The organism is Gemmata sp. SH-PL17, assembly GCF_001610855.1.
GTDB classification, from domain to species: Bacteria; Planctomycetota; Planctomycetia; order Gemmatales; family Gemmataceae; genus Gemmata; species Gemmata massiliana.
Genome location: NZ_CP011271.1, coordinates 7,869,864 through 7,894,439, shown reverse-complemented (window position 1 = coordinate 7,894,439; position 24,576 = coordinate 7,869,864). Strand labels below are relative to the sequence as shown.

Genomic DNA, 24,576 nt, shown 5'->3' with positions numbered 1-24,576 from the left:
ACCGGCACGCGGCCGGCTCTCGCTATCTATTAACAAGCTGTGAGAAACTTTGTCTAACTAATCACAAGGCGACGACCACCCTATCGTGTGCAGTTAGACACCTGCACTTGCGAGGTACATCGCGGTCAGATACGTTTCGCGGGCGATTCGCTGCTCCTGCCGCCGTTCCCGGGCGGTTGGGGCCGCGACGGGCTCTGGTTCTTCGGCCTCCGCTTCGGTCGCCGACACCGATACGGGAACGGGATCCGGTACGCGCTTCCCCACTTCCGACAAGAGCATTCCGGCCCAGCGGTAGATGTTGTGGTCGTCTACTTGGCTGCGCATTCGGCGCATTCGGCGCTCTTGTTCCAATCCGGACATTGTGAGCGACGCATACAGTCCGTCTGCCATTTCCTCCACGTCGAACGGGTTCACGAGCACCGCGTCGGGCAGTTCGCGCGCGGCACCCGTGAATTGGGACAACACCAGCACCCCGCGTTCGTCGTCGCGTGCGGTCACGAACTCCTTCGCGACGAGGTTCATCCCGTCGTGTAACGAGCTGACGATGCACCCCGCGGCCGCCCGGTAGAGGACAAAGATGTCTTCTGGTCCGTGATGCTCGTTGAGGAACACCACCGGCTGCCAGTCTTCGGTCCCGTGCTCCCAGTTGATCTTTTCCGCGAGCGCGTTCACCTCTTCGGTCAAGTCCCGGTAGGCCGGGATGTGAGTGCGGCTCGGCGCACCGACCTGCACGAAGTGGAACTGCCCCTTCAGTTCCGGGTGTTTGTGGAGCAACCGGTCCACGGCCTGGAGCCGTTCCGGGATGCCCTTCGTGTAGTCCACGCGGTCCACGCCCACGATCAGGGGGCGGTCCCCCAGTCGGTGCTTCTTGCGCAGCGCGGTCGCGCGATCTTCCCAGTTGTTGCCCAGGTACTCCTGAGCCAGCGCCGGATCGACGCTGATCGGGAACGGGCGCACGGTCGTGGACTGCCCGGCGCGCTGCACCGCGAACCGCTCGCGGTCGATTCGGCATTCTAGCGCGCGGTCCACGGTATCGAGGAAGTTGTTACAATCGTGCTGCGTGTGGAACCCGAGCAGGTCGTTCCCGAGCATCCCGTCGAGCAACTCCTTGGCCCACGGGCACACGAGGAACTTCTCGGGACCGGGCCACGGGATGTGCCAGAACTGCGCGGTCACCAGATCCGGCCGGGCCGCTTTCAGCAGTCGTGGTAGCAGCGCGAAGTGGTAGTCCTGGACGAAAACGAGCGCGGGACCGCCTTCAGCTTCTTCGAGCACCGCTTGCGCGAACGTTTCGTTCACCCGGCGGTACGTTTCCCAGTGCTTGGGATCGAAGACGGGTCGCGCGAACACTTGGTGGCAGAGGGGCCACAACATGCTGTTGGCGGTGCCGTAGTAATACCCCTCCTCGTCATCCTTGGAGAGCCACACGCGGCGTAACACGTAGTTCGGATCGTCCGGAGGAACGCCCACGCGCCCGCTCATGTCCGTGACCGCGCGGTCCGCGTCCCCCGAGCCGTGCGCGACCCACACGCCCCCGCACGCTTGCATCACCGGGTCGAGGGCCGTGGTCAGTCCGCCCGCGGGCCGAATCCACTCGACCTCGCCGTTCTTGTACCGGTGGATGTACGGTTCCCGGTTCGCGACCACGATCAGCTTGGCCCCGCCCAACCGCGTGCGAGCCACTTCTTCCAGACGTTCCTTGCTCCAGCCCATGTGATTGGACCTCGCAGGCTTTAGATGGGGCGACGAGTTTGCAACGGGCAAAATCGTTACTGAGGCGAAAGGTTAACGGTTTGCAGCGGTGGCAGCACCGCTCCACGCAATCCGTCGCGAGTCGACCAATATGCAGAGAATCCGCACTGGATAACGATGTCAGTTGCAAACGTGGTGCCGACCAAGTGTCTGCTCACTCGGATCGGACGTTTTTTCAACTCAACCGACGGTCGGGGAGCGAGAGGGAGTTCGGATGTCTGAACTTCCGACTCCGGGTACCAATATAGGCGAACCGGGAAAGAAATGCACGCGCCGATCCACGGCGGCATTTTGTCGAAATGCGCTAATGGGCGTTTGCTACTCTGTCAGAGTTACCGATCCGAGTAGAAATGCGCATGAGCGCGCACACCCGCGCTCCGCGCTGCTACCCAGCGCACGCGATTTCGCTCGTTGATCCCGCGCGCCGCGTCCGGTACACTCTGTTCATCCTGCCCCGTACTCACTTTCCAACGAGACCCTCCCAATGCCGCGCTGGTTCCGTTCGCGTACCGCCCGCGCTGTGGCGTGCGCGCTGCTGTGTTCCGTTTCGCAAACGGCTCCCGCTCAGCCCGAGAAGAAGCAGCCGGAGAACAAGACCGGGGCGCCTACCAAGGGAGTGAGTTTCATCAACGATGTTGCGCCGATCTTGAAAGAAAATTGTTTCGCGTGCCACGACGCGAAGAAGAAGTCCGGCAAGTACGACATGACCACCTACGAGAAGATCCGCGCGGGGGGCGTGAACGGCGACCCGGTGGTGCCGGGCAAGCCCGATCTGAGCGAGTTCCACGAACTGCTCGTTACGGCCGAACAGCGCCGGATGCCGCCACGCGACAAGGGCGAGGCGGTGCCGAAGGACAAGACCGCGGTCATCGCCCAATGGATCAAGGAGGGGGCGAAGCTCGACGCGGGCCTCGACCCGAAGGCGGACCTGGTGAAGGAACTGCGCGTGCGGTGGGCGCCGCCGGTGCCGCCGAAGGTGTACCCGTTCGCGATCATCGTGAACGCGGTCGCCTTCACGCCCGATAACAAGCAGCTCGTTGTCGGCGGGCACCACGAACTAACCGTTTGGGACATCGCGACCGGCAAACTCACCAAGCGCATCTACACGCGGGCCGAGCGCGCCTACGGGCTAGCGTTCCTCCCGGATGGCAAACTCGCCGTGGCCGGCGGGCGCCCGGGGCAAGAGGGCGACGTTCGCGTGTACAACATCGATGCGAAGGGGAAGGTCGAAGACGGCGTTACGATTCTCGATGGCGTGAACGACAAGGCGGTGCTCCTCAAGCACCTCTTCGATGTGGAAGACTCGGTGCTGTGCCTCGCGGTCACGCCGGACGGGAAGACGCTCGCGGCCGGCGGGTGCGACCGTGCCGTACGCGTCTTCGACCTCTCGGAAGGGCTGGACAAGGCCAAGCTAGTTCAAACGGTCGAGAACCACGCCGACTGGGTGCTCGGGTGCGCGCTGTCCGCCGACGGCAAGTTCCTGCTGACCGCCGGGCGCGACAAGACCGCGAAAGTGTGGGACGTGAAGGGCAAGGAGTCCGTGGTCACGTTCCCCGAGCACCAGAACATCGTGTACGGGGTCGCGGTGAAGGCCGACGGCAGCGCCGGGTTCTCGGTGGGGGCCGACAAGCAGCTCCGCACGTGGAAGCCGAACGGCGAGGGCAAACAGGTCAAGAACGCGGGCGGGCACGGGGACGACGTGTTCAAGATCGTCGCCAACCCGAAGCAACCGCTGCTCGCCACTTCGAGCGCCGACAAGACGGTCCGGCTGTGGAACATGGAAACGCTCGCGGCCGGTAAGTCGCTGGCCGGGCTGGGTGATTACGTTTACACCGTGGCGTTCAGCCCGGACGGGGAACTCGTCGTGGGCGGGAGCTACGACGGCGGGGTCGCGGTGTGGAAGGTCAAGGACGGCGCGCTGGTGAAGGCGTTCAACGCCAGTCCCGGCCTCGTGACCAAGGAGCCGGAACCGAAGAAGAAGTGATCGCCGCGCTGGGGTGCCTTCCTGCTCCCGCGCTGGTGAACCCCGCCCGCAAGGGCGGTGGGTAGGCGTGGCGGAGGATTGCGTCCATCCTTATGTAGTCACCCGCCGCCCTTGCGGGCGGGGTTCACCAGCGCAGTGTGCCAAACTGAGCCAGGTAATCTGTTCTAGCCCCGTCAGGGGCGGCAGAGGGTAGCCAGGGGTGGAGCGAAGCGCAACCCCTAGCGGTTGAGCGCGAACGAATGGGCGACTTCTTGAATCCACAGGCAGCCGGTTCCGAGACCTTCTCTGCGGCGCTCCGCCGCGGGTGAACTTGCTAGCGATTGCGTCCCCCGTGTCGTTGTTCTTTTCGCCGCCCGCAGTTATCTCGGGGCGGTCTGAATCAACCTGCGTTTCCGCCCCGAGATAACTGCGGGCGGCGCGCGTGAACGACTCGGGTCCACGATAGAAGTCGGAACCGGCTGCCTCGGACATTTCTGTGACGATTCGGTGAATCTCACGTCGGAGTGACACAGCGCGTTGCCCTTCGCGTTGGTGGTGGAATAGAATCACCGCGACTCGGGTCCACGCTGCACGTCTTTTGGTCGTTTGCCCCGAGTCGTTCTCCCGCACCTCTCACGCGCCAATCAGGAGGATCTCCATGTTCCGCGCGCTCGCTACCCTGGCGGCCTGTGCCCTGTTCACCGCGCCCGTTGCGGCCGACGACAAGTTCGTGCGGCTCGTGAACGTGGACAGCGGGAAGGTGCTGTCCGTGAAGGACAACTCCGAAGAGGCCAGTGCCCGCGCCGTGCTCGCCAAGCTCGAAGACGACAACAAGACCCAGCAGTGGAAACTGGTCAAGGACGGCACGCACCTCAAACTCGTGAACCGCAAGAGCAACAAGGTGCTGGACGTGAACGACGACTCGAAAGAAGAGGGCGGGGACATCATCATTTGGGACGACAAGGACGAGGGGACCGACAACCAGCGGTGGGCGTGGGTCGGCGACGGCAAGGAGCGCCAGATCAAGAGCAAGTCGAGCGGGCTGGTGCTGGACGTTGACGGCGAGGGGCAACTAATTCAGAAGAAGGCCGACGAGAAGTCGAAGAAGCAGCTCTGGCGGGTCGAAGAAGTGAAGTAACGGCTCCGGCTCCCGTCCGCCCGGTGAGCGGGGCTCACCGGGCGGTTTTCTGATGTCCGCGCTCCCCGATGTTACCGACGAATCCTGCCGCGTCGCACTCGCCGCGTTCGAGCGGCATGCGGTGCGCGCCACGTTCGACACGGGCCGCTACGTCATGCGGCTCGCGACGTGGGGGCAGGGGCCACCGCTCGTCATCATTCACGGCCTCTCGGACGCGGTCCGCGGGTTCGCGATGGTGATGCACCACCTCGCCGCGCACTTCACCTGTATCGCCTACGAACTCCCCAACGGACTCGACGACGGCGCGAAACTCGGCGCCTACCACCACCGCGACTTTGCCGCGGACCTTTTCGCGCTCCTCGATGACCGGAAACTCGATCGGGTCGCGCTGCTCGGATCATCGTTCGGAACAACGGTCGCGCTCGCGGCGCTTGCGGCGGCTCCGCAGCGGTTCACGAAGTGTGTGCTGAAGGGCGGATTTGCGTACCGCCCACTGAAGTGGTACGAGCGGCTCGGCGCGCGCCAGGGGCGGTACTGGACCGGCCGGTTGTGCGAACTGCCGCTCCGCGAGTTCGCGATGTCCCGGGCCGACCCCGCGACGTGGAGCGGGTGCTCTCCGCTCTCGCGCGAATTGTTCCTCTGGTGCAACGGGCAGACGCCGATCCGCGCCGCGTGCCGCCGGGCCGTGGCCCTCGATACGCTCGATCTGCGACCGGTGCTGCCAACGATTCGCACGCCCGTCCTCCTGATAAGTGGCGACCGGGACCGCATCGTTCCCCACGCACGCGAAGCGGTTCTGGCGAACCATTTACCGAACGTGCGCCGGGTCGAATTCACCGATTGCGGCCACTACCCGCAGTACACGCACCCGCGTGGGACCGCGGACGCCGTTGCGAACTTCCTCGGAGAATGACAGGAGATTCGCGCCCTCCTCTTGAAAACTGACTCGTACCCGCAATAATTTCCGGAGAGCGATTCCATGCCGGAGTGGCGGAATTGGCAGACGCACCAGCTTGAGGGGCTGGCGGGAGCAATCCCGTGCAGGTTCAAGTCCTGTCTCCGGCACTTGAAGTAAAAGGGATTAGGTCAACAAACAGATCTAAATTCCTCGACGAGTTAAAAGCCTTGGCCGATTTCGGCCAAGGCTTTTGTTTTTGGCCGTGTCGCGGTGGTCACCCACAATCAGAACGGACCGGGCGCGGGAAGTGTTAATGGATGCCACTCTTGAGACGGGCTCTTCGTTACGGCGGTGGTGGTGAGCCCGCTTACTTTGGTCAAATCAATCGACGGATTTTGGCGCGCTCACGGGCAGCTCTGAACGACTCGACGGTGCCGGGTGCCAGCGGTCCGGTGCCCGTCACTGGTTCCCGACTTCTGCTCGGCTAACGGTTTCGTGCCCCTCAACAAGAGCTTCTGGTGCCGGTGACCCGCACGCGCGGGCGACAGCGGGCGACGAACCGGATCGGTGCTGGGGCAACAGCGCGCACGCGAAATCCGCGGGGCCGAACCTCGGTCGGGCGGTGGGCGCGACCGGGGCGGCCCAGGTGTTCACCCACTCGGCCCACGTCAGTTCGACCCGCCCGAACAGCAGTCGGCGGGCGGCCAGCGCCGGCCCCGGGCCGGGCGCCGCCCGGTCGGGGTGAGGGGCCGCAGCTCGGCCGCCGGGGCGAGCAGATCATAGAGCACCGGCGGGGTCGACTCGCGCTCCCCGTACCACACCAGTAGCCCCCGCGCGGAGACGTCGAAGTGGGCCGTCGGCGGCAACTCGGCCCGGACCTGTTCGCGGATCAGGTCGACCCCGGCCCGGCGGTGTAAGTAGGCCAGGGCGTTTTCGAGCTCCCGGCGCGGGTCGGGCGCGAGTTCGGCCAAGAAACCCGCCCCGCCCCACCCCGCGACCAGCCACCCGGACCGGTCCTCCCACTCCAGCCACGCGGGCTCGCCCGCGCCGGCGAGCTCGAGCCGGATCCGGTTCGTCCCCAGGTGGACGCGCCCGACCCGCAGCGCGGGGCCGCCCCACCCGGCGCTCCCGGGGCCCGGGTTGAGGACCGCGACCAGCTCCCGGGTCACGAACCGGCGGACCGCCTCCTCCAGTTCCCGGAGCGCTTCGCGGTGCGCCCGGACCTCGCGCCAGTTGTCCGTCCGGGCGGCGACGCGCTCGGCGGCCCGGAGCTGGGCGTAGAGCCGCGGCAGGGTTCCGGAATGGAACCCGCGGTGGACCAGTTCCTTCACCGTTTCCCCGTGCGGCCCGACCGCGACCGGTTTCAGTGCCACCGGCCGGTTCGCCCGGAACAGGCGCCAGTTCTCGCGCATCTCCCAGACCAAATAGGTGAGCGCGTCCGGGAGTAACCACAGAGTGCCCATTACCAGGAAGAACGCCACCGCCTCGCCCAGGTACGGGGCGAGGGGCGCTACCAGGGGCGAGCCGTACCCGAGCGGGGAGTGCGGGTCCCGGACCAGGATCTGAGGTGACAGGAGCAGGAGCGGGTAAACGAACTTCGCGCACACCAGGGTGAGCGGGAGCTTCAGCGGGTTAATCATGGGCTCGATCAGGACCACCGTGTAGAACCGCACCAGGAACGCGAACGGCATCCAGACGAGCCCGGCCAGCACCCGGACCGCGACCGAGAGCGGCCCCGTGCGCCCCCGGAGCCGGAACCAGTCCTCGGCCCGGGCGAGCACCCATTCGAGGGCGTACAGGAGGTCGCGGAACAGGTCGTTCACCCACCGCAGCACGGCCGGCGCGGCCGCGACCAGTTCCAGGAGCTCGCGGGCCGCGGCCAGTAGCAACTGCTCGCCCGCCCGCCCCGGGCGGCTGTTCACCGCGAACACGGCGGCCGCGAACGTGACGCCCCGGGCCACCCAGCCCCCGTCCCACAATTGCGGCCGGAACACGACCCACAGGGCGCCACTGAGGGCCAGGGGCTTGAGCCCGACGTTCAACAGGGTCTGCGCCCCGGCACTGGCGATGGCCGCTCGGACCCACGGGGTGCTCCACGCGCGAACGGGCAGGTCCCAGAACACGAACCGGGCGCCCCGGTACCCCGCGCGGAGGGCCGCGGCCACGGTCTTCCGGACCGCGGCGGAGCGGACGGTCGCCAGGAAGAAGACCCCCAGCCCCGCCCACCCGAGGTGGAACCACCACTCCGCGTTCCACCCGTCGAAGAACGAGGGCTCGTGTTCCCCCGCCGCCCGCGCCCCGGCCGCGCGCCGGTCGAACACGAGCATCCAGACGAACTGGGCCAACACGAGCGCGCCGAGGAACGGGACCGCGACGTTCGTAACGACCCAGCGCCCGGACCCGGTGCCGAACCCGAGCGCCGTGGCGCCCTCCAGCAACCGGGTGTACGACTCGCCGCGCCGGTACACCCCGTCCATCTGAGCCGCGAGCCGCTTGTCCAGGCGCAGCAGCGGGTCGCCCCCCAGGTACTCGGGCGCCCCGCTCAGGTCCGGGAGCTTCATCTGCCCGCGGGCGAGCGCGTCCCGGACGTCGGCGAACCGGAGGAACCCGGCCGACGAGATCCGGTCGAGCAGTTCCTCGACCGTCTTCTCGAGGGCCGCGCGCTCGGGCAGGGTCGCGGGCTGCAGCCCGGCGTCGTGGAGCGCGTCGGTCAGGACCGGGCGGAACCGCTGGCGGAGCCGGTCCTCGGCCCGGTCGAGGGCCCCGCGCAGTAGGGCCGCGAGGGCCTGGCGGTCCGCGTCACTGAGCCGGGCCGCGGTCAGCCGGCGGGTGGCCTTGCGGAGCTGCGCCGGGACCCGGACGAACCGCTCGCTGTCGAGCGGCCGGCGCACCGGGAGCCGCCCCGCGGACAGAACCCACTCGGCCGCGTCCAGGGCGTAGACCGGCTCCTCGTGGTCGCGGCACGCGCGCTGGAGGTCGTACAGGATCGCGGCCTCGACCGGGCGGCTGCCCTGGTCGGCCTTGTCGAGCAGGCTCGGCAGCACCCGGCGCCAGTTCTCGGCTTCGGCCCGGGCCGGTTCGAGGGCGCGCTCGAGCCGGTCGACCAGGGCGTAGATGTCCGCACGGGCCGCTTCTTGCGCCAGAACCGTCAGGGCGGCCGGGGCGACGCGCGCGGCCCGGGTGTGGAGGATCGCGGCCGCGACCGTGTCCCCCGCGGTGCTCGCGCGCCGGGCCTGGCGCGTGAGCTTGTGGTAGAAGTCGTGGGACTCGTCCGACTGGTCGTCGGTCCGGGGGTCCGGGTCCGGGGCACCGGGCGGGCGGGTCCGGAGGAACAGCCCGCGCCCGTCCACGTCCCCGGCCAGGGCCGCGCCCACCGGGTCCGGCGCCAGGCCCGGGAAGCTGACCGGGATCAGGGCCGGGTTGAAGAACCGGAGCTCGAGGAAGTACGCGACGAACTCGAAGTACGTGTCCCGGTCGTCGGCGCCCGGGGCGAGGTGCCCGTCCTGCTGGAGCACGTTCCGCACCTCCTCGAACTCGGCCGGCCCGATCACCTCGATCCGCTCCCGGAGCGCGGCCGGGGTGAGCTCGGTCAGGCGCTGCCCGAGCTCCCGGTGCACGCTCGCGTGGAACAGGAGGCGCCAGTACCGGCCGAGCAGGTCGTCGCGGGGGCCGGACAGTTCCTCGGGCGTCGGGCGCTCGAGCAGGAGCACGTGCGGCGGGAGCGAGTGGTCCGAGGGCAGGTGGAGCTCGTCCGGGTCGACGTGCTTGAACAGGGTAAACCGGTCGACCACGAAGCAGTGGCTGTGGGGCACCTCCCAGAGCGCCCACGAGAGCCCCGTGACCCGCTGGACCACGCGCGCGAGGACGGGTTTGGCGACGAGGACGGCGGCCGGGTCGAGGTCCCGGAGGATCCGGCCCAGTTCTTCAAATCGCATCGCCGGGCGCTCCTGTGTGCTCCGGGCCGGCCCCGGAGGAGCCGATCGTTCCCGGGCGTCGCGCGGGTGGTCGGGATCGAGGAGAGAATCTTATGGTACCTTCTTGGGCGCGCGAGGCGAGGGCCGCCCCTCCCCGGTATTTCCGCCAGCGAGATTTCGTTCGGTGGGTGCGTGGCCGGGGCGCCATCAACGAGCTCAAGTACCGGACTGGCCGGGCGAACGAAATCTGCCGCCATTTCCCAAAGGTAACGCACTGCGATCGAGGCTATAAAGCAAAATTCGCGCCGTATGGCGCGAAGCTGGCACAATCACTTAAAGTGCGCCGTCGGTACGCACGAAGCGCGCACGCGGGATTAGAGTGACTGCACTCTGACTCTATTTGTTTCCCGGTTCCTGATTGGGAGAACGCGATGCTTCTGGAGATCGCCGTCGGCGACGCGCTCGGGGCCGGGTACGAGTTCAACGACCCGGCCATCGAGCGGCACAAAGCCGACCTCCTCCACGGTTACGTCCAGCACGCCAAACACGTCGGCATCACGCCGGGCATGTACACCGACGACACGCAGATGTCGATCGGCACCGCGGAAGCGCTCGTTTCCGGCGATCCGTGGGAACCGAAAACGCTCGTGCGCCACTGGCTCGCCGCGTTCCAGCGCGACCGGCGCGACGGGTACGCACGCGGGTTCCAGGCGTTCCTCGAATCGCACGACACAGTCGAAGCGTTTCTCGCCGACATCCGCCCGGACAGTGACCGCTCCGGCGCCGCGATGCGGGTCGGTCCCGTGGGGTTGATCGCGGACCCGGTCCGCGTCGTCGAAATGGCGACCGTTCAGGCCGAAGTCACGCACCGCACCCCGGGCGGAGTCGCTTCCGCGGTCGCGGCAGCGCTGATGACGTGGTACTGCTTCCACACGACCGAGCCGAAGAAGGATTTGCCCGCGTTTCTGGCCGCTCGCGTGCCGGGTCACGCCTGGGACCAGCGGTGGATTGGGCGCGTGGGCGTGACCGGCACGGAGTGCGTCGCGGCGGCGCTCACGGCCGTGGTTGAATGCGATTCCTTATCAACTGTTCTGACGCACTGCATCCGCTATGGCGGGGACGTGGACACGGCCGCGGCTATTGCGACGGCCGCGGCGTCCGGTTCGCGCGAGATCCGTCAGGATCTGCCGCAACACTTGATCGACGGACTGGAGAACGGTTCCTACGGCCGCGACTACCTCGTTTCACTCGACGAGAAACTGCGTGCGGCGACCCTGTCGGGCCACCGGTAACTCCCCCCCCACAAGGATGGTATGCGCGGGCCGCCAGAACCGGCAATTCAAGGCTTGGCGGTTGGTGGCGGGGCGACCGCCGGTTCTTTTGCCGGCTGCACAGTGATGACGCCTTGCGAATCAATCAGGATCGTTGATCGGGTGCTCGTCGAGGGCGGTTGCGGGTAAAATGTGCCGTTGATTTTGAAACCCGCCTCGGTCACGTTTCGGTCACTGATGACGAACGTCCCGGCGGGCGTGGTGAACGTCGCCTCTGTGTCCGGGCGCGGACCCATCGGGTGGTTCATCGCGTAATTGGTGATCGTGTACTGGGCCGGCCCAGAGGTCCGCACTACGACGTCCATTGACCCGCGCTGCATGGTCAGCGTGTACGAGTCGGTGAACGTGCCCTTCGTGATAGTGGGCGGAGGGGAGCAACCGCTCAGGCACACGAGTAGAACGACCGCACAGTTGAGAACGCGCATGGCACGGCCCGCCTAATTTTTCGGGGAAGAGCTGTTCCATATTGACGCAAACGCCGCGCCGTTTGAACGACGCGGCGAGCTACTCGTGGCGTTCCGATGCGCGTCACGCGGGTTGCTTCGGAGCGGGGAGCAGTTCGCGTTCGATGAGCGGCGGCAGCTCGAACTTCGTCGCGACCGCGGCGATCGGTTCGCCGATCTGCGGAATTTCGGCCTCCACGATCCGCCCGACGCGCTTCGCCGCTGCGTAAACGAGCGTGGGGATGCGCTCCGGCGGGAGCCCCATAATCCGCGCGCACGTCGAATCGACCGCGACCGGGTCCAGGCCCATGACGAGCGCGCCGACGTGCTTGGCGGTGCCGTGGAGCGGGCCGTCGCCCTCCATTCCCGTGATACCGTCCACGATGGACAGGTTCGCCGGGTGCGTGCAACTGATGTCCACGATGCTCTGGGAGATGCCGCGCCAGTGCAGCTCGTTCTTCGGCCACCCGTAGCAGATCCCCGGGAGCGTGCCGAACAGGTTCTTGAGCGAGAGCGTCACCCCGGCCCAGTGGTGCATCTTCAGCTTCGGGAGCGAGATCAGCACGTCGGCGCTCAGAACCGTGCGCGACATGTAGAGGTGGTCGAGGCGCGTGAGCCGGCCCAGGTTCAGCACCTTCACCGGCTCGTCGTGGTTGATGTCCACGAACCGGACGCCGTGCTTGTCGAGCACCGCGCCGAGGCCGCTCTCGCGCACGAGGAACTGCACGTTCCGCCAGTGCCCCGGCCCCTCCGCGACGATGACCTCCGCCGCGCCCTCCTGCTTGCACAGCGTGATGACCGCGTCCACGACCCGCGGGTCGGTGTTAATCACCCGCTCCGGCCGGTACTCCACGAGGTTCGGCTTGATGACGACGCGCTTCCCGGCGAGCGTCAGAGCTTGCCGGAAGTGCGCGAACTGCGCCGCGAGGATCTCCGCGAGCGGCGCGTCGTAGCTCGGCGCGCGGGCGATGTGGACCGCCGACGTGATCGGGAGCGGTTTCAGCTTCGCGATGCCCGCGGCCATGACCCCGCGGAACTTCGACGTAATCTTCGCGAGCAGCCCGGGGGCCGGGGCGGGCGCGCTGCCGGCGTGGGCCGGAGTGCCCGGGGCGGGCGCGGCGTGCGCGCCGAAGCGCAGGCGCATGGGGCTCGTGTCTGCGAGCGCGAGGGCCGCGAGCGCGAGCCGGTGCGGGCTGGTGGCCGGGTCGCTCGCGAGGTCGAGGATCTTCTGGTCCAGCGCCGGGAACAGCTCGCGCGTCGCGGTGTCGGAGTCGTGGACCCCCAGTGCGATCCGCGCCCAGGCGAGGTGCTCGAGGTCGGTCGATTTTGCCGCGTGCATGCGCAGGTAGCCCACCGCGGCGTCGACGCGCGGGTGATCGACGGCCCCCTGCACCGCGAGCAACAGCACCGCAGTGGGGCCGGGGATCGGCTCGGTCGAGGTGCCCAGTACCACACGGTTCCCGTAGTTCGCGCCGCCGCTATCGAACGCGCGGTCGAGGAGCAGTTTCAGCCCCTGCTGGACCCGCGGGTGCGTCCCCAGGCCCGCGCCGCGGAGCGCGAGGCACGCCCACGAGGTCGGTTCCACCCACCCGAAGTTCGTCGCGCCCCACGGCCAGCCGACGAGCGTCAGGTCGATGTCGTTGGCCATGTCGTTCGCTTCGGGATCTTTCGCGATCGTGCGGCTCTCGATCGACAGGATGTGGTCGATCGTCGGCTTCAGTTCTTGTGGTGAAGCACCGAGAGCGAGGCGCGCGAAGAGTGCAATGGGCGTGGGCCAGGTGGCTTCCGGGCGCCCGGTGGCGAGCCGGTACCCGCCGTCGGGCTGGTGGTTGTGCGCGAGGCACGCGAGCCCGTTCGCGATCGGCCGGGCGAACGGCTCGCGCGCGGGCGCGAGGGCCAACAGCGCGAGGCACGTCGGTTCCGGGTGGCTGGCTTTACCGGCGTGGTACCCGTACCCGCCGTCCGGGTTGGCGAGTGCGACGAGGCGCGTGAGCAGTGCGTGCGAAGAAGACACAATCGGCCTCCGGCGAGACGGGGCGATATCAGTTTATGCCACGCGATACCGACTTCGGCCACTACAACACCGTCATACGGGAGGAAGAAGTCGTGCGCGTTGCTCATTTCGATTGTTTCAGCGGCATCAGCGGGGACATGGTTCTCGGCGCGGTGATCGACGCGGGCGTGCCGGCCGACGCGATCCGCGCCGCGCTCGATTCGCTCGGTTTGCCGATTCAGCTCGAAGTAGAACATGTGAAGCGGTGCGGGTTCGCGGCGACGAAAGCGACCGTCGAGGCCGCGGACCAGGAGGACTACCGCTTCCTGCCGGACGTGGAGGCGATTCTGGCGAAGGGGGCACTCACGCCCAAACAGCGCGAACTCGCGACGGCGATCTTCCGCAAGGTAGCGGGCGCGGAATCGGTCGCCCACGGCATGCCGCTCGAACGGGTCCACTTCCACGAGGTCGGCGCGCTCGACAGCATCGCGGACATCGTCGGCGCGGCGGTCGGCCTGGACCTGCTCGGGGTGGAGAAGTTCACCAGTTCGCCGGTCCCCACCGGGAGCGGAACGGTTAAGTGTGCCCACGGCATCATGCCCGTTCCGACGCCGGGCACCGCGGAGCTGCTGAAGGGCGTGCCGCTCGCGCCGTCCGTCATCAAAACCGAACTCACGACGCCCACCGGGGCGGCGATCCTGACCACCGTCGTGACGGAGTATACGGCCACTCCCGTAATGACCATCGAGCGCATCGGGCACGGGTCGGGGACCAAGGACTTCATCGAGCAACCGAACCTATTGCGCCTGATGGTGGGCACAGCGGCTCCCGAGCGGGGCCAGACCGAAGTTGATACCGTCGCGGTGCTGGAAACGAACCTGGACGACATCGCGCCGGAGGTGATCGGCTTCTGCACGGAGCGCCTGTTCGCGTGCGGGGCGCTCGACGTGTTCGCGGTGCCGATTCAGATGAAGAAGGGCCGGCCCGGGGTGCTTTTGAGTGCGATCTGCGCGCCCGACAAGGTGAGCGAACTCGAAGCGATCCTGTTCCGCGAAACGGGCACATTCGGTGTCCGCCGCACGACCGCGACGCGGGCGAAGTTGCAGCGCGAGGCCGTCACGGTGGGGACGCCGTGGGGGGCGGTTCGGGCCAAGCGCGGGTGGCGCGCGGACGGGTTCACGGTGCTCACGCCCGAGTACGAGGACTGCGCCCGGATCGCGCGGGAACACAACGTTCCCTTGCGCGACGTGTTCGCGGCCGTGGCCCGTGCGTGAGCTCGCGTCACTTCGGTTTCGCGCTGCCCGGGTTCGGGCGCTGGTGGAGCACGGGGCGCGCCTTGGTCCCGACGTGTACGACGAGTGCCCGCGCGTCGTGTTCGCTCAACCCGCGCTCCACCGGTGTGAACGACGCCGAGAACCGGACGTGAATCGTGACCGGCGTGTCCGCCGGCAGGTCGATCGGCTCCCACTCCACGTTCACCGCACGCAACTCGTCGGTCGCGCCCGCGGGGAGCCGTTTGCGGGGGCGGTCCGGTAATTCGACTTCCGCTACCACTTCGGGCACCCGGCCGAGGTGGTTCGGCATGACGCTGCGAACCAGTTCGATCCGCTGGCACCCTCGAAGGTCGCCCAGCGTGCCCACGAACCGGGCGCCCTCGGCCGGAACCCAACCATCCACAGTGAGGCCCTCGACGCGGAGCGCCTTGCGCGCGTAGGTCGTGACCGTTCGGCCGTGAATCTGGTACTCCCCGATCTTGAGCGCGTGCGCTTCGCAGTACGCGCGGAGCGCGGGGCGCATCCGCTCCATCGCCTCGTCGTAGGGGTACTTGAAGTGGCCGGCCGGTACGCCCTTGAGGACCACGATGTCGCTGCGCTCGAGGCGCCGGAGAATGTCTTCCTCGCTCTCCGCGAAGATCGAGGTGCCGTCACCGTATTCCGCCCAGCGCCCGCTGTGCTCGAACTCCAGAACTTGAAGTCCCAGGCCCGTCATGTCGTGCGTGCTGGCGTCGTTGAACACTTCGGGCGCGTCAAAATTCTTCTCGGCGCGCGTGTCGATCACGTCCCGGAGCAGTTGCATGGTGCGCCGCCCGTCGGCCCCGAGTTTCGTGTACAGGGACGGGGTCGTCGCGTGCGTCAGGAACGTCCCGGTTCCCAGAAGGAGCGCGGCGCCGGCGCCGGTGCTCAGCGCCCAGCGCGGGGCGCGCGGCGCGGACGCGATTAGGGGTGCGAGGACGGCCCAGATGATCCCCGGAAGGAGCACGTCACCCACGACCGGTGACTTGATGGCTCCGATGTTCAGAACCACAAAGGGCACCCCGAACCCCAGGAGCGCGACCGGGAGCACCGCGGCCCGCCGCGCCCCGCTGCAACCGGACGTACTCGCGCGAGCGAACCCGAGGGAGCCGAGCGCGCCCAGAATTCCCGCCACCCACCAGAACGCCGGCCCCGTGTGTTCTCGCACAACGGACCGCGGGTAGTAGTACGCGGCGTCGCTCCACTGGCGGATCCCTTCTTCCGCGGCCCGGATGTCTTTCTCCGACGACGTGATGTGCCCGACCACGTAGTAGGCTTTGATGGCCTCGCGCTGCTTGATGAGCACGGGCCAGGTCACCAGGACGAGCAGCCCGGTGGCGATCGCCCACCCGCGCAGCCGGCGGGCAGTTTGGGCGCGCGAATCCGGGTCGGAGCGCGCGACCCACAAGACCAGCAGGCCCGCCGCGATCGCGCTCAGCACCCCGCCGATGTACACGGCCGTAATGAAGCGGAAGAGGACGACCACACTGGCGCACGCACCAACGGCGGCCGCCCACCGTGCGTCCAGCAGAACCCGGGACCGGACGAGGGCACACAGGAGCGTGCCGTACAAGCAGAACGCGGTGAAATCCATCCGGAAATCGAACGCGCCGCCGGTCGCGATGAACAGCGTGTTCAGTGTGAGCGTCGACCCGAACCCGGCGAGCGCCACCCACCAGTTCCGGGTCAGCCACAGAACGGTCGCGACGAGCGCGCACTGGAACAGCACGAGGTGAGCGAAATTCACGCTCAAAACGCTCACGCGATCGTGGCCCAAGACCACACAGTGGAGTGCCCCTTGCACGGGTAACAGGATTCCCGTGGCGTGAGATTTGGCCACGTGGGACCGGATCGCGGGGAACAGCCCCTGATCGGACGCATCGTGAACGATCCGGTAGGTTTGCGTGATGTACGCGGTCTGATCGTAGTGCCCGGGGAAGGCCCACGCGATCTCGCGCCGCGCGTAGGACACGAGCGTCGCCAGTTCGACGGCAACGAGTGCTCCGACGACCACCCACCCCCACCAACCGGGCGACGGCTCGGGCTTCGGACCCGGATTCGAGAGTGGTGGTTCGTCCATGAGCCGACCTCGCAAGGCAATTTCGGGGGACACCGGCTTTCGGGCGACGACCGGGCAAAACGCGCGGCAGGGTACTGCGCGGGGTTTCGGTCCGTCAAGGCACACCGCGCGGGGCTGTTTAGTGTGTGGAGGTAGGCAGGTATTGCCGTCCACACCCGCTCGTTAACACCTTCCAGTTGGTCACATCTTTGGGGTTGACAAGTGATTGTCTGGAAGGGGTAATCATATGCACCCACGGAGGGGTGCGATGAACCCGATCCCGAAATCGTTTGGGGCCCAGGAGTTCGGTGATGCGGGCCTGGGGGACGTGCGGCGCGTGCGCCGGCTCGTGGCCCTGGGGGATGCGTGCCTGGGTGCCCCGGACCACGCGCTCCCGGACAAGCTCCACGACCCCGGCGGTTACTATTGATCCGCAGGTGAGCAACCTTATCAACTGAGGCCAGTCGGGAACGGCCGTTCCGAGCCGTCCCAGAGCGACCTCAACAACTCGGGATCACATCTCAAGCGGATCAACCGGGCAATGATCTCGTCGTCCAACTCGACCAGATCATCGGGAACGAAGTTCGCCAACTGCCCGTACTTCAACCAACTCCATACCTGCTCGACCGGGTTCAACTCCGGGGCATACGGTGGCAACCGCTCCAGCCACAACCGCTTGTTCCGCGCCAGGAACGCGCGCATCAGCGGCCCCTTGTGATTCGTCCCCCCCGTCCCACACCACGATCACCTTCCCGACCCGCACCTTCAGCAGGTATCGCAGGAACCCGAGCACCTCCGGCGCGCCGAAGAACCCGTCGGGGCGGGTGTCGAAGTACAGGCCCAACCGCCGGATACCGGGCGAGACGCTAACCGCACCGATCACCGACACCTTCGTCCGGTGCCCGCCGTCCCCGCCGATCACCGGCGTGTTCCCGCACACCGACCAGCTGCGGCGCACCAACGGGTTGATGAACAGGCCGGTCTCGTCGATCAGGACGAGGTGGGCGCGCTCCTCGCGCGCCTTTTTTGGATCCGCGGCCAGTCCTCCGGCACCCAACGGGCGATGGCCTCCGGGTTCCGCTGTTTGGCTCGCCGGGCCGGCTTCTGCGGGGTGTAGTTCCGCTTGCCCAGCCACTCCCGCAAGTAGTTCGGGTGGAACCGCACGCCGAGTTTCTTGTGGATCACCTCGGCCACCCGGCGAGCGGTCCACAGGTCGGTGCCGAACCCGTGCTTGGTCGGCGGTTCGGCCACCCAGCCGAGCACCTGTTTCTCCTGATCGTCGGTCAGGAACCGGGGGCGACCAGGGGTCGGCTTGGCCTTCAACCCGTCGTCGCGGTCGACGCGGTGGCGGGCGATCCACTTGGCCACGGTGACCGGATGGACGCCCAGGAACGAAGCCACGTCCTTCTGCGCCCACCCCTCGCCGACCCGCTGGACCGCGAGACGGCGCCGCGCCTCCAACTCCGCCGCCGTGCCTTTACTCCTCATCCCGACAAGCTATACAACCGCCATCGAATAAGTAGCGTTGCTTACCTGCGGATCAGTAACTCGTTACCGGGTGATCTAATGGGTCATGGGAACCCGGAAATCGTACCCGAGCGACGTAACGGATGAGGAGTGGGCGTTCGCGGCCCCGTACCTGAGCCTGTTGCGCGAGGACGCGGGTCAGCGCGCGTATGGCCTGCGGGACGTGTTCGACGCGCTACGCTGGGTGGTCCGAACCGGTGCTCAATGGCGCTACCTGCCGCACGACTTCCCGCCGTGGCCGGTGGTGTACCAGCACTCCCGGCGGTGGCTCGCGGCGGTACGCTTCGAGGCCATGACCCACGACCTACGAGAGTTGCTCCGGATTGCGGGCGGGCGGGCCCCATCCCCGTCGGCCGTGATCCTCGACGGTCGCACCCTCCAGTCCACACCCGAGAGTGGGAGTCGGGCTGCGTTCGACGGGCACAAGATGCGTAACGGCTCGAAGGTCCACATCGCAGTGGACACGCTCGGGCACCTACTGGCCCTGCGGGTGACGACGGGCAAGGATCAGGAGCGGGATCAGGTCGCAGGTCTGTCCGCCGATGTTCAGGAGGCGACCGGGCAGACCGTGGCGTTGGCGTATGCGGAACAGGGGTGCACCGGGCCACAACCGGTTGCTGATGCGGGGGCTCACGGGATCACGTTGCGCGTGCTCAAGCCGGACCGCACGAAGAAGGCGCAGAAGGCCAAGAAGAAGGGGTTCGTGTTGGTGCCGAGGCGCTGGGTCGTCGAGCGCTCGTTCGCCTGGATGGGACGGTTCCGCCGACTCGCCCGGGACTTCGAGCGCTTGTCCGAAACTCTTGCGGGGTGGCACTGGAGTGCCGTCACGGCGCTTCTACTCCACCGTTGGATCCCAATTACGAGCTTAGGTTCATAACAGGCTCTAACACACTACAAAAAAAGAAGCCGCAAGTGTGCTTTGCAGCGACACTTGCGGCAGTCGGGCTGATAGGATTTGAACCTACGACCTCTTGGTCCCGAATCGATGCCGCATCACACCTCTCTGTCAAAGAACGCATACCAAGTCTAGCGCCACGCACGCTTTAGGTCAAGGCCATTATTCGCCTAATCGCTTGTCATTAGGCCCAATTAGGCAGGTTTTGGGTGGGAAAGCCCGCAGCGAAAGCCCGCACGAAATCAGCGGTCGACGCCATAGTAACCTGCCTACTCAACGCTTGCGATGCCCTTAAAGAACTGACGTTCCGCTGCGAGGTTGGAAGTTTACCGGCGGAGATTCGTTCTGCTTATGCTCCTTCCCGAGCACCAGGTCTGTAACCCAGCACCCGCGCACATGACAGCGCCGCGCGTCACGACAGTGAGTCAGGATTTCCTCTTCCTCGCACCCCGCATCCTGGAGTGCGTCGGCGAGAATCGGCATCGCGCTAAAATCTCGCGACTCATACATCACCCGAGCTACAGCGACCACCGTCGACGTGCGCCACGACGAAAGAAACGGTACCAAACGGAATGGGTTCGGGAACACTTCACGCAGTAACTCGCTGAACGGCGCATGCGGGCTGAAGTCGTCGGAACGGAAATCGAGGCCCGCGAGGTGCGCGGCCGCGTGGTAGCAGCCACTGCCGAACTGCCAGGATGGCCATCGTGTTACTGCCACGACCAACCTCTCGGTCTTCGAGAGCTCCCGCAGACGGTCATTAGGTCGTGCGCGGAGCATTTCGGCGTATACGTCTGCGCTCTCTGGGTCCGAGCACACAAGGTGAGCTTCCGCTTCTAGAACCCAGTCCTTCTCTAAACGTCGAACGCATTCGGTGTCCGCGAACCGCTCCGCGGCGTTGACCGCGAGCTCGACCACGGGGTCGTCCCAATGCTCCCGGACCAACCGGCAACAGCCGACGCCGAACAGGATGCACCGGCGGTCCGTGTACACGTTCCCGAACAGCAGCCGGTGCCAAGCGTCGAATCCCGCGTAAGCCATCGACGGCGCGTACCACGCGTCCTCAGACGGACACGAGTCCCAGTAGCTCATCTCCCCACCTCGGTCCGGCCCTTGCGACGGGTCCGCCCCAATTTGTTATAGTTGCACGTGCTCGATGTGGTCGAAGAGAAGTACTAGCGACGCCTTCTGCTCAGTCCCTCGCCTACTGTCGCGACTCGCGTCAGGTTCACGTGGGTGATGAGCCGTAGATTTGGTGTTCGGTAAAGAGTAGGGTTCCATACGAATAAATTTTGTGAAGGCGGCACTAAGGTGAACTGATGACCGAAGCAGAATGGCGAGCGTGCGAAGACTGGACGACGAAACTTTGCTCGCTCTCTTCTGTCGATGGGTCCCGGAAGCTACGGCTGTGGTGCATTGCATGGGCGCGATTGGTCCTGGCCGGATTAACGGAAGGCCCAATGCCCTTCGCAAGTGAGGGCGGTTGGTTTTCGCGGACGGCCATCGCCGGGTACGCGCACACAATCGACACGGGCGAGTTATTCGCCGACGGGCTCATCTCCCGTCGGGAGCTCCACGCGGCGAAATTCCTCAGTGGCGGGCCGCACAATGTGTTTCACTTGCCCGCGGGCGTATCACGGCTGACGCCATCGCGCATTAGTGCTCAGCTCGCGCTGTTCGTGCGCGAATTCCGTCTTCCGACCGAAGACCAACTTGGCGCTCTGCTCCAGTGCGTCTTCGGGAACCCATTCCGTCCCGTTGCGTTTGCACCCGAATGGCGCACCGGCACTGCCGTTATTCTCGCTGCTCAGATGTACGAGTCGCGCACTTTCGACGCGATGCCGATTCTCGCGGACGCACTCCAGGATGCCGGGTGCAACAATGACGACATCCTCGACCACTGCCGTGACCCGAAGCAGATTCACGTGCGCGGGTGCTGGGTCGTGGATTTGGTACTCGGGAAAGAATGATGGCCGCACGAACGAGTTTTGTGTGGTGGCGCAAGAGAGGTGAGCGATGACTCGGCGCGAGCTACTCACCCTTGAAGCCACGTGGCATGAATGCGTAGCGAAGCAAAGTTTCTATGCCCTCGCCCATCTAATGCAAGAACTGGTCATCGAACACTGCCATCCGGGCGTTACTGCAAGGCGAGCTCAGCTTTTCCAAATCGCGGCCGCTCGGCACGTGGAACACCTTATCACGAATCCCATTTGCCGCCGAACGATTGAACTTGCGGAAGAGGCTTCAGAAAGGTCGGAAGGGCTGTACTCACCGCACCTTGAAACACACGGAGCCATCGTGGCAGCGATGGACCAGTACGGCCCACCGCCGAGCTTCTTCCCTCGGCCACAGCTCTCTCCAATCGAGACACAAGCCTACGAATTGGCTGCCGAGTTGGCGAATCCCGAGCAAGCTGGAGTGCGGGTCCGATACCTCGGGGGACCAGCTGCTACGCTGGCCGCAATAGCCGCCGGGGCACCCGACTCCAACCCCGAGGCTTCGTACCAAATCGGGCTTCATCGCGATATTTTTGGGTCGCTGTTCCTCACTCCTAAACTCAACCGAAAGATGCGCACGCCGAAAGCGGTCGCACTCGCCCAGCGTATGTACGAGTCCCAGGACTTTAGCGTGATGCCGATTCTCGCAGACACTCTCCAGGCTGCTGGGTGCGAAGATGCGGATGTACTAAGTCACTGCCGGAACCCGGAGCAGATTCACGTTCGCGGGTGTTGGGTCGTGGACCTCGTGCTCGGGAAGGGGTGAACCGTGCCGCGGAATGAATGGGCGACCTCCACAGACCTGGAGTGGATGCTCAGGTCCTTGGACGGCGACACAGGGCGCAAAGAACGGGTTCTCGCTGCCGCGTTCTGCCGGCACGTCGACCATCTGATGACCGAGGCCCGATGCCTCAAATTACTGGACGTGGCCAAGCAGTTGTCGGTGCCCCAAGCCACCGCACCTCTTGAACCAAGCTTTCTGCGAGCAGCCCTCTACCGCATCGAGCTGTGTGCGGATGGGCAAGGCGAACCCGACGAGCTGGCAGAAATCTGTGAGCTGACGGACCGGCTTTCCCGCTCGACGGCTGGGTACTACTACGCCTGCTTCGATGAGGACTGGGGACCGTTCGACCACGACCTCATCGCGACCTGCGAGGCAATCTCGGCAGTCTCGCGAGCTTGCTGTCCTCGGGTCAGGCTGGCCGAAGTCTCTACCCATGCCGCCCGAGCCGCGTACCGTGCCCGTGGCGGAACCGAGCAGAAGCGGATGGACCCCGTGGAAAGCGCCTGCCAATGCAACCTCATCCGGGATGTGTTCCCCGTTCCTCCGAAATGGGCTACCCGAGTCGAACTGGTGTGTCAGTCTCCGACTGCTAATGCTCTCGCCGGGCAGATGTACGAATCGCGCGACTTCGATGCGATGCCGATTCTCGCGGACGCACTTCAGGATGCGGGGTGCGCCGACGAAAACATCCTGTCGCACTGCCGTGGTCCCGGGCCGCACGTCCGCGGGTGCTGGGTCGTCGATTTGGTGCTCGAGAAAGAATGAGGGGCAGTCAAAACGATTCGTGCGACGGACCCCATTCGAGGACGGCGATGACCGAAGCAGAGTGGCTGACTACACGGAAGGTAGAGGAATTGCTCTTGTGGCTTGGTGCGGCCAGAAGCCGTAATTGGTCGAAACGGAAAAGTGGAATGTTCGCGGTCGCTTGCGCGGAGCGAACTAAGGCGTTCATGCCCGAGGCATGTACGTTACGGGGGTTAGAGCTGGCGGAGCAACTAGCAGAAGGTGTGGCGAGTGAGTCGGAATACGACACGTACCGAAGTGAGAGCCGGACCGCATCACCGCCCAAGACCCCGGGACCCGAGAGCTGGGCTTGGAATCTCCCGTATTCCGTGATGCTTGTGGTGCTCCCGTACCGCCCCAATATTTCTCCGCCGAAGAAGGCAATAGAAGTCTGCAAGCTGTGTGCGACAGTGTTGGGCGGCGGAGACGATTCCGACCGCGGCACCCAAGAATTCGGAACCCAAGCGGACCTGCTTCGCGACATCTTTGGAAACCCGTTCCGCGCCGTCTCCTTCGCCCCCTCATGGCGTACCGGCACTATGGTCGCGCTCGCGTCTCAAATGTACTCTTCGCGCGACTTCAGCGCGATGCCGATTCTCGCCGACGCACTTCAGGACGCGGGGTGTGATGACGAGAACATCTTGAATCACTGCCGCGGTGGGGAAACTCATGTTCGGGGATGTTGGGTCGTGGACCTCATTCTCAGCAGGGCTTGACTCATGGGCCGACGAAAGGCCGATTTATCGCCCGCCACGTGCCACAATCCCGACCGATTGCGCTCGCTGATTTGGCCACGACCACCCGGTCACGACACCGGATGGCTCATGGTTAGTGAATTGCCGCCACCCGCCGCACGCCGACTGCGGCTCTTCGGAGTCGCATGCGCCCGCCAGGTGGCACACCTATTTGCGGACGGCGACCAGACCGCGCTCCAAGTCTCAGAGCGATTCGCCGACGGGTTGGCGAGCCAGGCTGAATTAATGGCTTTGTCTCGACCTCTTTTGGACGGCGCACCGGGACTGGGGCCGCTCGTCTCGGATAGCGTTGGCTGGGCCGTGCTCGTTTTCTCCGGAACACATCCGGCAAAGGACCCGGACAATCTGCACATGTGGCAGCCGTTCGAGGCAGCACTATTCGCTGCACGCGCGCTTGCGAAGGAAGCCGGCCAGATAGAGGCGTTCACCGCGGCCCGGGCAAAGCAGGTCGAGCTCATCCAAGACCTCGCTCCACGAGGCCACGCTTTGCGAATTCTATCCGTGTGGCTCACGCCCGATGTACTGGCGCTGGCTCGGGGCATTTACGAGGACCAGGATTTCAGCGCAATGCCAATTCTTGCGGATGCGCTACAGGACGCAGGGTGCGACAATGACGACATCCTGTCGCACTGTCGTGGTCCCGGCCCTCATGTGCGTGGGTGCTGGGTCGTGGATTCGGTGCTTGGCAAAGAATAGCGATAAGCTAACGGTTTCTGGGGCGACCTGTGACCAACGCGAGCTGGTTAAGGTGCGTCGACCCGCACCCAATGCTCTCCATGCTCGAAGGCAGGGCGAGCGACCGGAAATTACGGCTGTTCGTGGTGGCGTGCTGCCACAGATTAAACCATGTAGGTCGGGACGCTTGGTTGGCACGTGCTGTCGCAACAACTGAAGCCCTAGCGGACGGAAACGCGCCACCACTTGAAGTCGCCGCCACGCTTGCGGATGCGGAGAGCGTTCTCGTCGCTGCTGGCGGCATTGCCACTCCGATTGAGGCGATTGTCTTCACGCTCCTGCTTACACCCCTCCGTTACGTGAAGCCGTACTCGGTC

At 65.9% G+C, this 24,576-nt stretch carries 19 protein-coding genes, 1 tRNA gene and 1 pseudogene; 13 read left to right on the top strand and 8 right to left on the bottom strand.

The genetic code is table 11. The features are described from left to right. Positions 1-93: 93 nt before the first annotated feature. A complete protein-coding gene (locus tag VT84_RS32880; protein ID WP_082842517.1) occupies positions 94-1,713 on the bottom strand; it encodes a trehalose-6-phosphate synthase in 1,620 nt (539 codons plus the stop codon). 523 nt (positions 1,714-2,236) lie between these two features. Between VT84_RS32880 and VT84_RS32875 the strand changes: the two genes are divergently transcribed. From VT84_RS32875 to VT84_RS32860, 4 genes are all read left to right on the top strand, one after another. After that, positions 2,237-3,736, top strand: a complete 1,500-nt coding sequence (locus VT84_RS32875) for a c-type cytochrome domain-containing protein (protein WP_082842516.1) — start codon at positions 2,237-2,239, stop codon at positions 3,734-3,736. Between the two features lie 637 nt (positions 3,737-4,373). After that, complete coding sequence (locus VT84_RS32870; protein WP_052551167.1) at positions 4,374-4,853, top strand: RICIN domain-containing protein; 480 nt, start codon at positions 4,374-4,376, stop codon at positions 4,851-4,853. 52 nt (positions 4,854-4,905) lie between these two features. Further along, the gene (locus tag VT84_RS32865) at positions 4,906-5,766 is read left to right on the top strand and encodes an alpha/beta fold hydrolase (protein ID WP_052551168.1); all 861 of its coding nucleotides are present in this window, start codon (positions 4,906-4,908) and stop codon (positions 5,764-5,766) included. A 68-nt stretch (positions 5,767-5,834) separates the two neighbouring features. Then, positions 5,835-5,918, top strand: a tRNA-Leu gene (locus VT84_RS32860). A 501-nt stretch (positions 5,919-6,419) separates the two neighbouring features. Here the strand turns inward: VT84_RS32860 and VT84_RS32855 are convergent. Then, complete coding sequence (locus VT84_RS32855) at positions 6,420-9,686, bottom strand: hypothetical protein (protein ID WP_082842515.1); 3,267 nt, start codon at positions 9,684-9,686, stop codon at positions 6,420-6,422. A gap of 410 nt (positions 9,687-10,096) precedes the next feature. On the opposite strand from VT84_RS32855, the gene VT84_RS32850 reads away from it, so the two are divergent. After that, a complete protein-coding gene (locus VT84_RS32850) occupies positions 10,097-10,957 on the top strand; it encodes an ADP-ribosylglycohydrolase family protein (protein WP_052551174.1) in 861 nt (286 codons plus the stop codon). A 47-nt stretch (positions 10,958-11,004) separates the two neighbouring features. Here VT84_RS32850 and VT84_RS32845 read toward each other — a convergent pair whose 3' ends face one another. Beyond that, positions 11,005-11,421 carry a hypothetical protein gene (locus VT84_RS32845; protein ID WP_052551176.1) on the bottom strand — a complete coding sequence of 139 codons (417 nt, stop codon included), beginning with the start codon at positions 11,419-11,421 and terminating at the stop codon, positions 11,005-11,007. Positions 11,422-11,524: 103 nt separating this feature from the next. Beyond that, positions 11,525-13,453: a DUF362 domain-containing protein gene (locus VT84_RS32840; protein ID WP_239465540.1), complete on the bottom strand. Its 1,929-nt coding sequence runs from the start codon at positions 13,451-13,453 to the stop codon at positions 11,525-11,527. 35 nt (positions 13,454-13,488) lie between these two features. On the opposite strand from VT84_RS32840, the gene larC reads away from it, so the two are divergent. Then, entirely contained in the window at positions 13,489-14,706 is a 1,218-nt protein-coding gene (gene larC, locus VT84_RS32835) for a nickel pincer cofactor biosynthesis protein LarC (RefSeq protein ID WP_204249674.1), read from the top strand. A 7-nt stretch (positions 14,707-14,713) separates the two neighbouring features. Here larC and VT84_RS32830 read toward each other — a convergent pair whose 3' ends face one another. Next, entirely contained in the window at positions 14,714-16,804 is a 2,091-nt protein-coding gene (locus VT84_RS32830; protein WP_052551181.1) for a hypothetical protein, read from the bottom strand. A gap of 247 nt (positions 16,805-17,051) precedes the next feature. Here VT84_RS32830 and VT84_RS39190 point away from each other — a divergent pair, with 247 nt between their 5' ends. After that, positions 17,052-17,213 carry a transposase DNA-binding-containing protein gene (locus tag VT84_RS39190; protein ID WP_162271930.1) on the top strand — a complete coding sequence of 54 codons (162 nt, stop codon included), beginning with the start codon at positions 17,052-17,054 and terminating at the stop codon, positions 17,211-17,213. A 128-nt stretch (positions 17,214-17,341) separates the two neighbouring features. Here VT84_RS39190 and VT84_RS41445 read toward each other — a convergent pair. Continuing rightward, positions 17,342-17,488, bottom strand: a pseudogene (locus tag VT84_RS41445) (transposase); the annotation flags it as partial. A gap of 285 nt (positions 17,489-17,773) precedes the next feature. Next, positions 17,774-18,271 carry a winged helix-turn-helix domain-containing protein gene (locus tag VT84_RS32820; protein WP_082842513.1) on the bottom strand — a complete coding sequence of 166 codons (498 nt, stop codon included), beginning with the start codon at positions 18,269-18,271 and terminating at the stop codon, positions 17,774-17,776. Positions 18,272-18,356: 85 nt separating this feature from the next. Between VT84_RS32820 and VT84_RS32815 the strand changes: the two genes are divergently transcribed. Further along, a complete protein-coding gene (locus VT84_RS32815) occupies positions 18,357-19,187 on the top strand; it encodes an IS5 family transposase (protein ID WP_082842512.1) in 831 nt (276 codons plus the stop codon). 309 nt (positions 19,188-19,496) lie between these two features. On the opposite strand, the gene VT84_RS41440 is transcribed toward VT84_RS32815, so the two are convergent. After that, on the bottom strand, positions 19,497-20,297 hold the full coding sequence (locus VT84_RS41440; protein ID WP_239465539.1) for a hypothetical protein: 801 nt from the start codon (positions 20,295-20,297) through the stop codon (positions 19,497-19,499). Positions 20,298-20,665: 368 nt separating this feature from the next. Here VT84_RS41440 and VT84_RS41435 point away from each other — a divergent pair, with 368 nt between their 5' ends. The 5 genes from VT84_RS41435 (at position 20,666) to VT84_RS32785 (ending at position 24,220) form a co-directional block, all read left to right on the top strand. After that, positions 20,666-21,175: a hypothetical protein gene (locus VT84_RS41435; protein WP_239465537.1), complete on the top strand. Its 510-nt coding sequence runs from the start codon at positions 20,666-20,668 to the stop codon at positions 21,173-21,175. Between the two features lie 598 nt (positions 21,176-21,773). Further along, a complete protein-coding gene (locus VT84_RS39185) occupies positions 21,774-21,968 on the top strand; it encodes a hypothetical protein (RefSeq protein ID WP_157470101.1) in 195 nt (64 codons plus the stop codon). Positions 21,969-22,013: 45 nt separating this feature from the next. Further along, positions 22,014-22,751 (top strand): hypothetical protein, encoded by a 738-nt coding sequence (locus VT84_RS32795; RefSeq protein WP_162271540.1) that lies wholly within the window; start codon positions 22,014-22,016, stop codon positions 22,749-22,751. A 146-nt stretch (positions 22,752-22,897) separates the two neighbouring features. Further along, positions 22,898-23,485, top strand: a complete 588-nt coding sequence (locus VT84_RS41430; RefSeq protein WP_239465535.1) for a hypothetical protein — start codon at positions 22,898-22,900, stop codon at positions 23,483-23,485. A gap of 108 nt (positions 23,486-23,593) precedes the next feature. Next, the gene (locus VT84_RS32785; protein ID WP_157470099.1) at positions 23,594-24,220 is read left to right on the top strand and encodes a hypothetical protein; all 627 of its coding nucleotides are present in this window, start codon (positions 23,594-23,596) and stop codon (positions 24,218-24,220) included. Positions 24,221-24,576: the final 356 nt, after the last annotated feature.